The organism is Paragemmobacter kunshanensis, assembly GCF_011059185.1.
Taxonomy (GTDB): Bacteria; Pseudomonadota; Alphaproteobacteria; order Rhodobacterales; family Rhodobacteraceae; genus Paragemmobacter; species Paragemmobacter kunshanensis.
The window spans coordinates 267,808-283,263 of the sequence record NZ_JAALFE010000002.1 but is presented as its reverse complement, the minus strand read 5'-3'; the positions used below and the strand labels follow the sequence as shown (position 1 = coordinate 283,263).

The window sequence follows — 15,456 nt, the reverse complement described above, 5'->3', positions numbered from 1 at the left end:
TTGTGACTAAAACCAAAGCCGGACGGTATTGCAACCGGCTTGTCTCGCTTTGCGGGTAGCATCCGCGATTGCGGGAAAATAGGCCGGTTTGCGACGCATTCGCCGATCAAAGCGGCAGCACGCGGGCCAGCATCGGGAAATCCGCCTGTGGCGGCACCTGCCGGGCCGCGCCGGAATGCCGCAGCGCGGCGTCAGGGGCGGATCTGCCGCCCCCCGGACAGCCCCTCAGGCCGCCGCGCGGCGGTTCGGGTTCGGCCCGCTCAGCAATTGCCGCCGCTTCGCGACCGGGCGCGCGGTCGGGCCGTAGAGAAGCTCTGCCTCTGCCAGCCCCGCAAGAACCGGCGCCAGAAGCGGGAAGGCCAGCGCAATCTCGGCCGCCACCGCAGGCCCCAGCGCCGCCACCGCCATCGGCCCGGGATAGAGCGTCTCCGTCGCCATCCCCTGCGCGAAGACGATGCCGTGACGCTCCAGCAGGATATGGTGATAGCCCACCTCGCGCCGCCCCTTGGCAATGCGGAAGCGCGCGTCGCCCGTCTCGGCCAGATGCTTTGCACGCACCAGCATCTCGGCCCCGTCCACCTCGGCCAGCACGGCATGATTGGGCGAGACCAGCACATCGCCCCGGTTGCCCAGCGCCCCGTCGCGGATCAGGACCGGCCGCAGCAAGGGCTGCGATGCCAGCGCCGCCGCGTCCAGATGCCGCCCGCCCGCCCAGATCACCGGCTGCAGGCCGTGATCCGCCGTCATCACCAGATCGCCCGCCCGGATCGCCTCGACCGGCACTTCGCCCCTGTCCGTCAGCAGCCGCGTGCCCGTCGTGAAACAGGGCACGCCCAGCGCGACCAGATCCTCCTTGTCGGAAATGAGCGCCGGGTCGATCCCCACCAGCCGGATCGTCTCGCCCCCGGGGAAGGTGATCAGCGCGCCCCCCGCCCCGTCCGAGGTGACCACCGCATCCGCCCAGTTGACCGGGTTTCCGGTGCCATCCACCAGCCCCGATACATCCAGCCGGTCCGCGAACTGCCCCTCGATCAGCGTCAGGTCCAGATCGGTGATGACATCCGATCCGCTGCCCGGCGTGAAGACATAGGTATCCCGGCCCGCGCCGCCCGACATCGTGTCATTGCCGGCGCCGCCCAGCAGGGTATCGTTGCCCTCTCCCCCGGCGATCGCGTCATTGCCGCTGCCGCCATCCATGGCGTCATCGCCGCTGCCGCCATCCATGGAATCGTTGCCGGTGCCGCCGGAAAGCTGGTCATTGCCCGCCCCGCCCGACATCGTGTCATTCCCGGCATCGCCGGTCAGGACGTCATTGCCATCCCCGCCATCGACCGTGTCATTGCCGTCGCCGCCCAGCACCGTGTCATTGTCGGCCCCGCCGAACAGCGCATCGCTGCCGCCCCGCCCCTCGATAAGGTCGTTGCCCGCGCCACCTTCGAAGATGTTGTAATAGAAATCCCCCGCCGAGGTGCTTTCGTCGTCAAAGCCGATGATCGTGTCGTCAAAGGCCGACCCCACCACCCCGTCGACCCCGGCCAGCACATCGCCCTCGGCATGGCCGCCGGTCGCCGTCCAGGTCCGCAGGTTGATGTTCACCGCCGCATTGCTGGCCGAATAGTCGATGACATCGAGGCCCGTGCCGCCGTAAAGCGTGTCGATCCCCGCCCCGCCGATCAGCGTATCATTGCCATCGCCGCCTTCGATCGAATCCCGGCCATCCTCGCCCGACAGGATATCCGCCCCGGCCCCGCCAAAGATGCGGTCATTGCCGGCCCCGGTCTCCACCCGGTCCGCGCCCGCTCCGCCATTGACCGTGTCATTGCCTGCCCCGGTCCGGATCAGCTCCACCCCCGAGAAGCTGACGTCGCTCGGGCCGATATCGGTGATCCCCGCCCCGGCGCCCGAGAAATCCACCTCGACCGCCGTGCCGATCGCGGTGAAATCGACCGTGTCATTGCCCGTGCCGCCAAAGATGTTGACGGTGCCATCCCCGGGATTGACGACGAAGGTATCGTCGCCCTCGTCACCCAGCAGCGTATCCGTGCCGCTGCCGGCATAAAGCGTATCGTTGCCCGCGCCGCCCGCCAGCGAATCCGATCCCGCCCCGCCGTAAAGCAGGTCATCCCCGTCCCCGGCATTCACCCGCTCGGCACCCGATCCGCCAAAGACGGTATCGTTCCCCGCCCCACCCTGCAGGGCCTCGACGGAGGAGAAGGTCGCCGTCGTGCCCACGGTGGCAACCGTCCCCGTCCCGCTGCCGGAATAGGTGACCGTCACGCCGCCCGTGGCAAGGCTGGTGTCCAGCACATCGGTGCTTGCCCCGCCGAACAGGGCATCGACACCCTCGTTGTCGCCGATCAGGAAGGTATCCACCCCGCCCTGACCATAGAGGGAATCATTGCCTGCCGCGCCCCGCAGCGTGTCGTTCCCGGCACCGCCGTCGATCAGGTCATTGCCGTCGCCGCCATCGAGAAAGTCATTGCCATTGCCGCCATACAGGCTGTCGGCATCGCCGCCGCCATAAAGCGTGTCATTGGCATCCCCGCCATAAAGCGAGTCGATCCCTTCCCCGCCTTCCAGAAGGTCGTTGCCCGTGCTGGCTTCCAGCCAGTCATTGCCCGCGCCGCCGACAAGGGTGTTGTTGCCCAGCCCGCCATAGAGAAAATCGTTCGACGACCCGCCGTCGATCAGGTCGTTCCCGGCATTGCCCGCGATCGTATCGGCCCCATCGCCGCCGAACAACGCATCCGCGCCGCCCCCGCCATTGATGGTATCGGCCCCGCCATTGCCCGAAAGGGTGACGCTCGCCGTGATCAGCGAGGCATTCAGCGTGTCGTTGAATTCCCCGCCTTCAAAGGCCTCGATCCCCGAAAAGGTCGTCGCCGTCACGCCGACAAGGTTCTGGCTGCCCGATCCCGTCCCGGTGAACAGGACATTCGCCCCGGTCGTCGCCCCGGCATAGCTGATCGTGTCGTTGCCCGCCCCGCCAAAGACGGAATCGATGCCCGAGGCGTTGACGATCAGGAAGCGGTCGTCGCCATCCTCGCCCGAAAGGCTGTCATTGCCCGCGCCGCCGCTGATGACGTCATTGCCCGCCCCGCCCAGGATCGTGTCATTGCCCGCCCCGCCCGAAAGCGTGTCCGCCCCGTCGCCGCCCCGCAACGAGTCATTCCCGCTGCCCCCGGTCAGGCTGTTGTCATCGCCCTGTTCGTAATCCAGCAGCGCCAGCGATCCATAGGGCACGCCCGCCGCTGTCGTGGCCAGGGTGGAAGTCACCGTATACATCACGCCCGGCTGGAGCGGCGCCGTGGTGACATAGCCCACCACCGAACTGCCGATCATCACCTGATACAGCGTGACCGATCCCGCCACCGGATCGCTGAAGACAAAGCCGTTGCCCAGCCGGATCACCCCCGATCCGACCGTAGCCCCCGCCGCCGTGATCACGACGCCGGTCTGGCCACCATCCAGCACCGTCGCGGCCGAACCCGAAAAACCCGTATCATCATCGGTGACAGTGACAGTCAGCGCCGCGGCAGAAGCCGACCAGTTCGGATCCAGCCTGAAGGTGGATCCGGTCGTGGGCGTACCGCCCCCGGTCACAACGATACTGCCGACGGCATAGCCGTCGATCACATAAGTGGGCATGACACCGCTCGCGCCACGTCCCCCCGGTCTTGCGCCGGTCTGGACAGATGCCCGGTCTGACGCCGGGATTGACCCAGACTAAGGGCGGCCAATTATGGCAAAATTGTGGCAAATGCCCCCGACCTTCGCAAATCCGCCCCATTCGGACGGATTTCGCCACAAGCGTTACCAAAGGGACTCACAGCCTGCATCCCGCGGGCCGATCTCTTTGTGATCAAGGGGTTCCCGCTTTGTCTTCGGGTCGGGGCCCGGGCCTTCCGGACCGGGCCATCTTCGGCCCGGTCGGGGAAGTCATGGTGCGGATGAAAGGACTCGAACCTTCACGGGAGTTACCCCACAGCGACCTCAACGCTGCGCGTCTACCAATTCCGCCACATCCGCACGATCTGGCTTGGTGGCGGCTGTTTATCGAAGGGTTTCGGGAATGGGAAGAGCAAATTTCGGCCCGCTTTTCCTTTTCCCGCGGCCCCCCGCACCAGCCCCACTCTGTCCCCGCTCTGGCCCCGCAAGCCACCCGCGCACAGCCCCGGCAGGGGGCCACGCGCGGGCCGCATTTCCGCCTCAGGGCGTCGTGCTGGCCGAGGCGGGCACCGTCGCCGGGGCAACCAGCGGCAGCAGGGGCGGCGCGCTCGCCTTGCCCGCGACAGCTGCCGCCGCCCGCTCGATCAGCGTCATCCGGTCGGCCTGATCCTTCACGAAGACCGGCATCTGCCCGGCCCGCTGGGCCGCAACCGCGCCCTCGAACCATTCCAGCGCCCGCTCGGGATTGCGCCCGATCCCCACGCCCGATGCCAGGTGATGCCCCACGATCTCGGCATAGACCATGTTCCCCGTCCCGGCCAGAACCAGCGCCGAGGTCAGCGCCATCCCCGCATCATCCGCGCCATAGCCCACCGACAGGCAGATCCGCGCCGTGCCCACCAGCTGATCCTGCGGCATGCCCGCACTCGCCAGCCAGGTCTGCATCTCGGCCAGCGCGCTGTCGCGGGCATTGGCCTCGGTCATCGGCAGCTTGTCGGTCAGCGCGGCGGCAAAGCCCTCGCACTGCGCCGCGATCTGCTCGGGGGTGAAGCCCTGCACCTGCGCCATCAGCGCCGCGCCATCCTCGCGCGCCGCCGCCGCCACCTGGCAGAACTGCTCGCCCAGCGCCTGCGCCGGATCGTTCATCGCCGCCACCGTCTGCACCATGCCGCCATGGCCCGCCGTGGCCTGCGCCACCGCCGCGCAATGGGCGGCAAAGCTTGCGACCGGCGGCGCGATGGCCGCGGCAAAGCTCGGCAGCGGCGCTGCCGCCCCCGCCTCGGGCTGCGGCGCGGCGGCCATCACCGTGCCTGCATCCGGCGCGGGCGCGGTCTCTGCCGGTGCCATGGGCTGCGCGGCAAGCTGCGTCTGCTCATCAATCCGGCACACCGCCCCCGAACAGTCAAAAGACGCAGGCGTCGGCTGTGCCAGCTGGAAATCGTTGCGCCGATAGCCATCGGGGGTGGAAACGAAGACCCGCACCGCGCAATCCTGCCCCGAACACCAGAAGCCCGACCCCGTGACCGAGGTATCCAGCAGATAGTCGCTGCGCCCGTCGCCATTCATGTCGGCCAGCTGCACGAAGCCCGCCCGCTGCACCAGCTGCGCGCCCTCGATCCCCGAATTGCGCGCGATCTCGTCCACCGCCTCGGCGATCTCGGGCGGCATGCCGCCGTAATCGCTCTGCGCCATCATGCCCTGGCCCATGCCCAGCATCTCGTCCCGCTGCGCCAGCAGCAGCCCGCGCAGCCCCACCGGGCTGGTGCTGACGACCTTCGTCACCTGCGGCCCGCCGATCAGCGCCCGCTGATAGGCGGTGACAAGGATCTGCCGCTCCATCTCGGTCAGGTCGCCCGTCGGCGGAAAGGCCAGCAGCGCCTGATACTCGCCGATCGCCGCGCGGCTGCGCCGCCCCAGCACGCCATCGGGCCGCCCCACCGGAAAGGCGAAATGGTTCAGCGCCGTCTGCACCTCGACATTGCGCGCCCGCTCCTCGGCCGTCATGGCCGGGGCCGCACGGCGCACCTTCTGGGTATTGCGCTGCTGTTGCTGGCCATTGATGATCGCGGCACCGATCATGCCGCCGATCAGCCCGCCCACCAGATCGCCGCCATCGGCCAGCACGGGGTTCGCCATCGCCATCACCACCGAAGTGGCCACGATCTGCCTGTAAATCCGGCTCCGTTTCATATCGACCTCGCAGAAGAAATGGATCAAATGCCGATGGTCCGCAGGCCAACCGACCATGATCAGGATGGGCGAGCCCGGCCCTTCCATGCAAGGATTTTCATATCTTCAACCGGGAAAAACGCCGCCGAAACGCCCGGCAGCCCCGACACTCAACCGCAGGTCACCGTTCAGGCCGCCTCTGGTGCCGCCCGATGCACGACCTGGGGCAGACTTGCCGCCGCCGCCTCGGCGATTCCCCGATGGCTGCCCAGCCGCCGTCCCGCCCAGGCCTCGCGCAGCCGCCGCGCGATCCGGTCGGCCAGCGCGCCCAGCGCCGAGCGCCCGCGCGGGCGGGGCAGGCGGCGCGCCTGATGCGCCGCCATCGCCGCCCGCATCCGCGCGGCATTCTCCCGCAGCGCCGCATCGGGCAGCAGGCCGCCCTCCCCCGCCGCGAAGAAGGCGCCGCAGCGCCCGGCCGACCGTTCGGCCGTCGCGGCCAGTTCCACCAGCCCGGCCCGCCCCGCCACATGCCGCAGCGTGACCGGGTTGAAATTGTGGATATGCCCGTAATGGAACATCCGCCCCTGCAGCTTGTTGCTGGCATCGGCCTCGATGTCGGGCACCTCGACATAAAGCACGCCCCCCGGGCGCAGCCATCCCCGCAGCCGCCCCAGCGCCGCCACCGGATCGCGCATGTGTTCCAGCACATGGCTCAACCGGATCAGATCGAAACTGCCCGGCGCGAAATCGCATTCCTCCAGCGTCCTTGCCTGAACCTCCAGGTCCAGCACCCGCCGGCAATAGGCGGCATAGCCTTCATTGGGCTCCACCGGGATCACCCGCGCGCCCATGCGCCCGGCGAGGAAACTGAACTCGCCGCTGCCCGCGCCCAGATCCAGCCAGTCCCCGCCGCGCGCATAGATATCCTCAAAGGCGCGGACATGGCCGGTCAGCCTGTCGAAATTGCGCCAGACCTGGCGCAGGCGCGGCTCGGACGCACCCTTGTATTCACGGCGATAATCGCGGCGATAGAAGCGGTCCAACTCCTCCTGTGACGGGACGGGATCATTCCGCAGCATCCCGCAGCCCCCGCAAAGCACCGTGATCAGGGGCTGACCATGACGATCCCGCCGTGACACGATCTCCGTCTCGCTGCCCCCACAGACAACACAACCCGCACCCGCAAGACCCATTCGATCCCCCCGCTCCCCGCCGACAGCGATATAGGCGCGCCGCCCTGCCCTGCAAAGGGCCTTCTTTCTGCCCGTCCGGACCCCGCCACCGGCAGCGCGAATCCTGTCCTTTCGGATAGTCCGGGGGTGACATCCCCCCTGCCGCAGCCTAATTTCCGTCAAGGAACCTTTCCCACGCCGCAGCGCGGCACGAGCGCGGATCAACGGATGCCAGACTGGACCCACCTGCCGGGCCTCAGCCCCTATCTGCCGACCCTTGCCGCCATGGAATCCCATGTCGAAGCCATGGCCGCAGGCCGCGCGGACGAGGCGATCTGGCTTCTGGAACATCCCCCCCTCTACACCGCCGGCACCTCGGCGCGGGCGGCGGACCTCGTCGATCCCGGGCGCTTTCCCGTGCATGAAACCGGGCGCGGTGGGCAATATACCTATCACGGCCCGGGCCAGCGCGTCGTCTATTGCATGATCGACGTCGGCGCGCGGGGCCGCGACGTGCGCTGCTTCGTCCGCGCGCTGGAGAACTGGGTCATCGCCACGCTGGCGGAATTCAACGTGAAGGGCGAAATCCGCCCCGGCCGCGTCGGCGTCTGGGTCACCCGGCCCGACCGCCCCCCCAATGCCGATGGCAGCCCGGCCGAGGACAAGATCGCCGCCATCGGCGTCAAGCTGCGCCGCTGGATCAGCTTTCACGGCCTCTCGATCAATGTCGAACCCGACCTGTCGCATTTCGACGGCATCATCCCCTGCGGCATCCGCGATCATGGCGTGACCAGCCTAGTCGATCTGGGCCTGCCCGTGACCATGGCCGATCTCGATGCCGCCCTCATGGCCACCTTCCCGCGCTTCTTCCCGCCCGAAGGCGGCCTCCACCCGGATGGCCGCGCCCCCGCCCTCTGCCAGACCTGAAACGCCTGCCCCGACCCGCCGCAAGGATCGCTGCCCCGTCATGGCCCTTCTTCCCGTCTCGGAACTCGAAGCCTCCATCGCCGTGATCCGCCCGGCGCTGCGCGACCTGCGCTTCTGGGCCGGGCTTCTCGGGCTGGGGCTGGTGCTGGGCGTGGCCGGGCCCTTCGGCACGCTGGACAACCTGCCCCTTCTGCCGCGCCTCGCCTACTGGACCACGATGATCCTGATCACCGGCCCGGTGGGATTCCTGCTGTCGCACACCACGCGGCGCCGCCTGCAATCGGCGGGCCTGCCCCGCCTGCCTGCAAGCTTCCTCTCCGGCACGCTGATGGGCCTGCCCATCGCGGCCCTTGTGCTGGGCCTGAACGCCCTCTTCCTCGACCCCGGCGATGTGGCTCTGGGCGAAGGCGAACTGGCGCTGGCCATCGTCTTCCTGTCGGCCACCGTCTCGCCCGTCATCACCCTGATCTTCTTCAGCCCCCCCGACCTGCCGCCCCCCGCCGCCCCCACCCATGCCCGCGCCGACAGCGCCACACCGCGCCTCCTGCGGCGCATCCCCGCCGATCTGCACGGCCCCCTCGTCGCGCTGACGGCGATCGACCACTATACCGAGGTCGTCACCACGAAGGGCCGCCACCAGATCCTGCTGCGCTTCTCCGATGCCGTGGCGGAAAGCGCGCCGACGCTGGGCCTGCGCATCCACCGCTCGCACTGGGTCGCGCTCGACCAGATCGCCACCGCCCGCCGCGACGGCCTGCGCGCCATCGTCACCCTGACGGATGGCAGCGAACGCCCCGTCAGCCGCACCCATGTCCTGGCGCTGGAGCAGGCGGGCTACCTGCCCCCCCGCTGACCGCCCCGCCACGCCCCGAACCGTCCCGCCACGCCCCGAACCGTCACGCCCCGAACCGCGCCGCCCACCTGCGACCATGGGGCAGATTGCGCCCCCGGACTGCCCGCCGCACATTTCCTGCGCGAATCCGGTCCCGGCCATCGTCCCGGACCCCAGCCAGAGAGACCTGCATGAAGACCCTCATCGCCACAGCCTTCACCCTCGCCACCCTCGCAGCCCCCGCCCTCGCGCAGGATGCCGCCAAGGGCGAGGCCGATTTCAAGAAATGCAAGGCCTGCCACGCCATCATCGCCGCCGACGGCACCGAGATCGTCAAGGGCGGCAAGACCGGCCCGAATCTCTTCGGCGTGATTGGCCGCCCCGTCGGCTCCTACGAAGGCTTCGCCTATGGCGACTCGATCAAGGCCGTGGGCGCCGGTGGCGCGGTCTGGGACGAGGCGATGGTCGCGGCCTATCTCGTCGATCCGGCCAAATGGCTCAAGGAACAGACGGGCGATGACGCGGCCAAGTCGAAGATGTCCTTCAAGCTGGCCAAGGGCGGCGAGGACATGGCCGCCTATCTGGCCACGCTGAAGTGATCCGCCCCCGTCCGGGGGAAACCCACCGGACGCAAGGGCAAGGAGGGGGGCGCGCGCCACCGGCGCGCGCCCCCTCTGCCATCCCGCGCCCCGCCCCTGCGGCGCGACGATCCGTCACCGCGAAAATCATGCGACATATGCGTTTTTCTTGATCTGCGTCAAAGTCGGTCATTGCCGCCGCGCGCGGGCGGGACTAAACACGACGCCATAAGGGAACAAAGATCCGGCCAACGCATGCCGGACTCTTCACTAGCTTTCGGGAGACGCCAATGGCCGACGCAGCCATTCATGGGCATGACCACGACGAGCGGGGCTTCTTCACCCGCTGGTTCATGTCCACGAACCACAAGGACATCGGGATACTCTACCTCTTCACGGGCGGCATTGTCGGCCTGATCTCGGTCATCTTCACCGTCTACATGCGGATGGAGCTGATGAATCCCGGCGTCCAGTACATGTGCCAGGAAGGCCTGCGCCTTGTCGCCGATGCGGCGGCGACCTGCACGCCCAACGGCCATATCTGGAACGTCACCATCACCGCCCACGGCATCCTGATGATGTTCTTCGTGGTGATCCCGGCGCTCTTCGGCGGCTTTGGCAACTATTTCATGCCGCTGCAGATCGGCGCGCCGGACATGGCCTTCCCGCGGATGAACAACCTGTCCTACTGGCTCTATGTCGCGGGCACCTCGCTGGCCGTGGCCTCGCTCTTCGCCCCCGGCGGCGGCGGCGAACTGGGCTCGGGCGCGGGCGTGGGCTGGGTTCTCTACCCGCCGCTCTCGACCACCGCCGAAGGCGGCTATGCGATGGACCTCGCGATCTTCGCCGTCCACCTGTCGGGTGCCTCCTCGATCCTCGGCGCGATCAACATGATCACCACCTTCCTGAACATGCGCGCCCCGGGCATGACCATGCACAAGGTCCCGCTCTTCGCCTGGTCGATCTTCGTGACCGCATGGCTCGTGCTGCTGGCCCTGCCGGTGCTGGCCGGTGCCATCACCATGCTGCTGACGGACCGCAACTTCGGCACCACCTTCTTCACGCCCTCGGGCGGCGGTGACCCGATCCTCTACCAGCACATCCTGTGGTTCTTCGGCCACCCGGAAGTCTACATCATCATCCTGCCGGCCTTCGGGATCATCTCCCAGGTCATCGCGACCTTCTCCCGCAAGCCCATCTTCGGTTACCTGCCGATGGTCTATGCGATGGTGGCGATCGGGGTGCTGGGCTTCGTCGTCTGGGCGCACCACATGTACACCGTCGGCATGTCGCTGACCCAGCAGAGCTACTTCATGCTGGCGACCATGGTCATCGCGGTGCCGACCGGCATCAAGATCTTCTCCTGGATCGCCACCATGTGGGGCGGCTCGATCGAGATGAAGACGCCGATGCTCTGGGCCTTCGGCTTCCTCTTCCTCTTCACCGTCGGCGGCGTCACGGGCATCGTGCTGAGCCAGGCCGGTGTGGACCGCGCCTATCACGACACCTACTACGTCGTGGCCCACTTCCACTATGTGATGTCGCTCGGCGCCGTCTTCGGCATCTTCGCGGGCATCTACTACTGGATGGGCAAGATGTCGGGCCGCCAATACCCGGAATGGGCCGGCAAGCTGCACTTCTGGGCGATGTTCATCGGCTCCAACCTGACCTTCTTCCCCCAGCACTTCCTGGGCCGTCAGGGCATGCCGCGCCGCTACATCGACTATCCGGAGGCCTTTGCCTACTGGAACTGGTGGTCCTCGGTCGGTGCGATGATCGCCTTCTCGTCCTTCGTGTTCTTCATCGGCGTGGTGTTCTACACCCTCTTCTTCGGCAAGAAGGTGACCGAGAACAACTACTGGAACGAATATGCCGACACGCTGGAATGGACGCTGACTTCGCCCCCGCCGGAACACACCTTCGAGCAATTGCCGAAGCAGTCCGACTGGGACAAGGGTCACGCCCACTGAGACGGCGGATCGAACGAAACGAAGGCCCCGGAATTTCCGGGGCCTTTTGCCATACCGCCCCCCCGGTTTACGCATCGCCAGCCAGCCGATAGGCTGGCCTCCCTGTCATGCCAGTGAAAGGGGAACAGTCACCCATGAAGACCGCCACCCGCTCCGCCAGCCTTGCCTGTGCCCTCGCCCTCATCGCAGGCGCTGCCGCCGCCAACCCGAACAAGCTCGACATCGACAATGACGGCGGCGGCCGCTTCAGCGGCCATGCCGGTTCCAACTGGACCGAGGACCAACTGCGCCAGCAGATCGGCGCGCAGATCTGCGGCGGCGCGCTGCCGCGCCAGTTCGACCTGCGCATCCTGAGCGGCTACTGGCTGTTCAGCGGCACCTGCTGACGCCCCGCAGCCCTCCGCGCGCCCGGCCCCACCCCCGGGAGGGTCCCCGACCCTCCCGGACCCTCCCGCGGCGCGAAGACCCCGCTGCAGCGCCCCCGGCCCGACCCGTGCATGGGTATTTGGGCCAAGATGAAGCCCGCGACCCCCGCTTTCGGCAGCCGGGGCGCCGGGCAAAGGGTGACCTGCGGCGGCGCGCCGCCCCGGGGAAGGCCGCCAAGGCCTTGCCTCTGCCCGGACCGGCGTTACCCTTTCGCGCAGCCGCAAATGCACCTCCCTGATTCAGGTTTTCGCGACCCACGCCCCATGCCTTACGAATGGTTGTCCCCCACCCCCGCTGCCCCCCCCGCGCCTGAGGCCCGCCTGCATCTCTGGCCCTACCGATCCCTGCCGCGCCGGGGCTTTGTCCTTTTCATCGGCGGCACCTGCGCGCTGGTCCTTGTCCCGATGCTGTCGGTCCTCGGCTCACCTGTCCTCTGGGGCATCCTGCCCTTCTTTGCGCTGGCCATCTGGGGCATGTGGGCCGCGCTCTCGCGCTCCTACCGCGACGGCGAGATCGTCGAGGATCTGACCCTCAGCCGTGACAGCCTCACCCTCACCCGGCATGGCCCGCGCGGCCGCAGGCAGGATTGGCAGGCCAATCCGCATTGGGTTTCGGTGCAGCTCCATCCCACCGGCGGCCCGGTTCCCAACTACCTCACCCTGCGCGGCAGCGGGCGCGAGGTGGAGCTTGGCGCCTTCCTTTCGGAAGAGGAACGCCTTGCCCTGCGCGACGATCTGCAGGAGCGGCTCAACCGCCTTCGCTAGGCCCGCAGGCCGCCCGGACGGCGCGGCACGCGAAAACCCTCGCCCGAAAGGGCGGAACGTGGTGTAATGCCCGCAGGGATGGAGCAGGAAGGAGCGCAGCCATGCGCGGCCTCTTTCTACCTGTGATCGGTGCGATTGCCCTTGTTGCCGCCGCAATCCTGATCGCCACGCAGGTGTCGCCATGGCCCCGCGTGCTGGTGCTGCGCCATGTCTTCGACCGGGAGGCAGGCCGCGCCATGGCGGCGCTGGAACCCCGCCTTCCCGCCGGATTGACCGAACATCCCGATCTTCCCTATGGCCCCGCCCCGCGCGAAAGGCTCGATCTCGTGCTGCCGCCCGGCCCCGCCCCGCCCGGCGGCTGGCCCGTCCTCCTTTGGGTGCATGGCGGGGCCTTCGTGGCGGGACAGAAAGAGGATGTCGGCAACCATCTTCGTCTGATCGCCGCCCAGGGCTATGCCACCATCGCCCCCGACTATGCCCGCGCCCCTGCCCGCCGCCACCCCGCTCCCGCCGAGGACATGCTGAAGGTCCTGATCTGGATCGAGGGCGCCGCAGGCAGCTATGCGCTCGATCCCGCGCGTCTTGTGTTGGCCGGCGACAGCGCGGGCAGCCATATCGCCCTGCAGGCAGCCATCGCGCTGGCCGATCCGGCCTATGCCCGCGCCCTGCGCCTGCGCCCCTCCGACAGGATCACCGGCCCGCGCGGCCTGGTGCTGTTCTGCGGCATCTTCGATCTGGCCGGGCTCGAGACGGGTTCGCCCTGGATGCAGACCGCCGCCTGGGCCTATCTCGGCCATCGCGACCCGGCCGAGGCCCCCGATGCGCCGCTCTTCTCGCTGCTGGCGCATCTGCCCGAAACCCTGCCACCGCTCTTTGTCAGCGCGGGCAATGCCGATCCGCTCTTGCCGCAATCGCGCGCGCTGGTCGATCAGGCAAGGGCGCGGGGGCTGCGGGTCGAGGCGCTGTTCTTCCCGCCCGACCAGACCCCGCTCCTCGGCCATGAATACCAGTTCGGCACCGATGCGGCGGCCGATCTGGCCCGCGACCGGCTGCTTGCCTTCCTGAAGGCCGTCACCGCCCCCGCGCCCTGACCCGCGCCGGGCAGGCGGCGGCCTCAGGCCAGCATGTCCTTCACGCGCGGCCCCACCGCGCCGAAATCCATCTGCCCGGTATGGCGCCCCTTCAGCACCGCCATCACCCGCCCCATGTCGCGGATGCTGCTGGCCCCGACTTCGGCGATGGCGGCCTTCACCGCCGCCTCCACCTCGGCCTCCGACAGCTGGCGCGGCAGGAATTCCTCGATCACCCGGATCTCGTTCAATTCCTTTTCCGCCAGTTCCAGCCGCCCGCCCTCTTCATAGGCGCGCGCGCTTTCCTGGCGCTGCTTCACCATCTTGCCCATGATGGCCAGGATCTCGGGATCCCCGACCTCCTGATCGCCCGCCTCGCCACGCCCGGCGATCTCGCGATCCTTGATCGCGGCATTGATCAGCCGCAGCGTCGACAGCCGCTCGGCCTCCTTGGCCTTCATCGCCTCTTTCAGCGCGATCTGCAGGCGTTCCCGCAATGACATTGGTCACCTTTCCCCAAAGGTTGGCACAAGTTGCCAACATAGCCGTTCCGGGCCCCCGCCACAACAGGGCACTGAAAGATCAAGACATTGAAATTACAGCATATTCCTTTTGCGCCAGAGCCTTGACCCCGCCCCCCTTCACAACTAGTGTCCGCGCAATTTGCCGATAGGAGAGTCGCCCCATGCCCGCTTCCGCGAAACCGACCGCATGCCTCGCCCTCTCCGATGGCACGGTCTTCTACGGCAAAGGCTTTGGCGCCACCGGCGAAACGGTGGCGGAACTCGTGTTCAACACAGCGATGACCGGCTATCAGGAAATCATGACCGACCCGTCCTATGCGGGCCAGGTCGTGACCTTCACCTTCCCCCATATCGGCAATACCGGCGTGACCGCGGAGGACGATGAAACCGGCACCCCCGTCGCCGCCGGCATGGTGGTGAAATGGGATCCGACCGAACCCTCGAACTGGCGCGCCACGGGCGAACTCACCCAATGGCTCACGGCCAAGGGCCGCATCGGCATCGGCGGCATCGACACCCGCCGCCTGACCCGCGCGATCCGCCAGCAGGGCGCGCCCCATGTGGCGCTGGCCCATGATCCGGACGGCAATTTCGACATCGCCGCGCTGGTCGCCAAGGCGCGCGGATGGAAGGGCCTTGTCGGGCTCGACCTCGCCAAGGATGTCTCCTGCGCCCAGTCCTACCGCTGGAACGAAATGCGCTGGGCCTGGCCCGAAGGCTATACCGAACGCAAGGGCGAAGGCCCGCGCGTCGTGGCCATCGACTATGGCGCAAAGCGCAACATCCTGCGCTGCCTCGCCTCGGCAGGTTGCGACGTCACCGTGCTGCCCGCCACCGCCACGGCCGAGGATGTGCTGGCCCTCAACCCCGAAGGCGTGTTCCTGTCGAACGGCCCGGGCGATCCGGCGGCGACCGGCAGCTATGCCGTCCCCATGATCCAGGGCGTTCTGGCGCGCGACCTGCCGCTCTTCGGCATCTGCCTTGGCCACCAGATGCTGGCGCTGGCGCTGGGTGCCAAGACCGTCAAGATGAACCACGGCCATCACGGCGCGAACCATCCGGTCAAGGACCTGACCACCGGCAAGGTGGAGATCACCTCGATGAACCACGGCTTCACCGTGGACAGCCAGACCCTGCCCAAAGGCGTAAGCGAAACCCACGTCTCGCTGTTTGACGGGTCGAACTGCGGCATCGCGGTGGATGGGAAACCGATCTTCTCGGTCCAGTATCACCCCGAGGCCAGCCCCGGTCCGCAGGACAGCTACTACCTCTTCGACCGCTTCGCCGAGGCGATGCGCGCCCGCCGCGCGGCCTGACAGGGGCCGGGGGCCTTAACTCCGTATTAACCGACCGTC

11 protein-coding genes, 1 tRNA gene and 1 pseudogene are annotated in these 15,456 nt (G+C 68.0%); 8 read left to right on the top strand and 5 right to left on the bottom strand.

The window, feature by feature from the left end; translation table 11 throughout:
- Nucleotides 1-225 precede the first annotated feature (225 nt).
- The 4 genes from G5V65_RS03785 to G5V65_RS03770 all read right to left on the bottom strand — a co-directional run bounded on the left by G5V65_RS03785 (nt 226) and on the right by G5V65_RS03770 (nt 6,917).
- On the bottom strand, nt 226-3,648 hold the full coding sequence (locus G5V65_RS03785) for a Hint domain-containing protein (RefSeq protein ID WP_165047190.1): 3,423 nt from the start codon (nt 3,646-3,648) through the stop codon (nt 226-228).
- Nucleotides 3,649-3,942: 294 nt separating this feature from the next.
- A tRNA-Leu gene (locus G5V65_RS03780) sits at nt 3,943-4,029 on the bottom strand.
- Nucleotides 4,030-4,209: 180 nt separating this feature from the next.
- Nucleotides 4,210-5,946 carry a peptidoglycan-binding domain-containing protein gene (locus G5V65_RS03775; protein ID WP_165047188.1) on the bottom strand — a complete coding sequence of 579 codons (1,737 nt, stop codon included), beginning with the start codon at nt 5,944-5,946 and terminating at the stop codon, nt 4,210-4,212.
- Between the two features lie 80 nt (nt 5,947-6,026).
- The gene (locus tag G5V65_RS03770) at nt 6,027-6,917 is read right to left on the bottom strand and encodes a class I SAM-dependent methyltransferase (protein WP_165047187.1); all 891 of its coding nucleotides are present in this window, start codon (nt 6,915-6,917) and stop codon (nt 6,027-6,029) included.
- Between the two features lie 315 nt (nt 6,918-7,232).
- Between G5V65_RS03770 and lipB the strand changes: the two are divergent.
- From lipB to G5V65_RS03735, 7 genes and pseudogenes are all read left to right on the top strand, one after another.
- Nucleotides 7,233-7,937, top strand: a pseudogene (lipB, locus tag G5V65_RS03765) (lipoyl(octanoyl) transferase LipB); the annotation flags it as partial.
- A 40-nt stretch (nt 7,938-7,977) separates the two neighbouring features.
- Complete coding sequence (locus tag G5V65_RS03760) at nt 7,978-8,790, top strand: LytTR family DNA-binding domain-containing protein (protein WP_165047183.1); 813 nt, start codon at nt 7,978-7,980, stop codon at nt 8,788-8,790.
- Between the two features lie 170 nt (nt 8,791-8,960).
- Entirely contained in the window at nt 8,961-9,368 is a 408-nt protein-coding gene (locus tag G5V65_RS03755; protein ID WP_165047181.1) for a c-type cytochrome, read from the top strand.
- Between the two features lie 269 nt (nt 9,369-9,637).
- Nucleotides 9,638-11,317 carry a cytochrome c oxidase subunit I gene (gene ctaD / locus G5V65_RS03750; RefSeq protein ID WP_165047179.1) on the top strand — a complete coding sequence of 560 codons (1,680 nt, stop codon included), beginning with the start codon at nt 9,638-9,640 and terminating at the stop codon, nt 11,315-11,317.
- A 134-nt stretch (nt 11,318-11,451) separates the two neighbouring features.
- Nucleotides 11,452-11,703 carry a hypothetical protein gene (locus G5V65_RS03745; protein ID WP_165047177.1) on the top strand — a complete coding sequence of 84 codons (252 nt, stop codon included), beginning with the start codon at nt 11,452-11,454 and terminating at the stop codon, nt 11,701-11,703.
- A 303-nt stretch (nt 11,704-12,006) separates the two neighbouring features.
- Nucleotides 12,007-12,507: a DUF2244 domain-containing protein gene (locus tag G5V65_RS03740; protein ID WP_165047175.1), complete on the top strand. Its 501-nt coding sequence runs from the start codon at nt 12,007-12,009 to the stop codon at nt 12,505-12,507.
- Nucleotides 12,508-12,608: 101 nt separating this feature from the next.
- Entirely contained in the window at nt 12,609-13,598 is a 990-nt protein-coding gene (locus tag G5V65_RS03735) for an alpha/beta hydrolase (protein WP_165047173.1), read from the top strand.
- Nucleotides 13,599-13,621: 23 nt separating this feature from the next.
- On the opposite strand, the gene G5V65_RS03730 is transcribed toward G5V65_RS03735, so the two are convergent.
- Entirely contained in the window at nt 13,622-14,080 is a 459-nt protein-coding gene (locus G5V65_RS03730) for a GatB/YqeY domain-containing protein (protein WP_165047171.1), read from the bottom strand.
- Nucleotides 14,081-14,262: 182 nt separating this feature from the next.
- Here G5V65_RS03730 and carA point away from each other — a divergent pair, with 182 nt between their 5' ends.
- Entirely contained in the window at nt 14,263-15,417 is a 1,155-nt protein-coding gene (carA, locus tag G5V65_RS03725) for a glutamine-hydrolyzing carbamoyl-phosphate synthase small subunit (RefSeq protein ID WP_165047169.1), read from the top strand.
- The last annotated feature ends 39 nt before the right edge of the window (nt 15,418-15,456 follow it).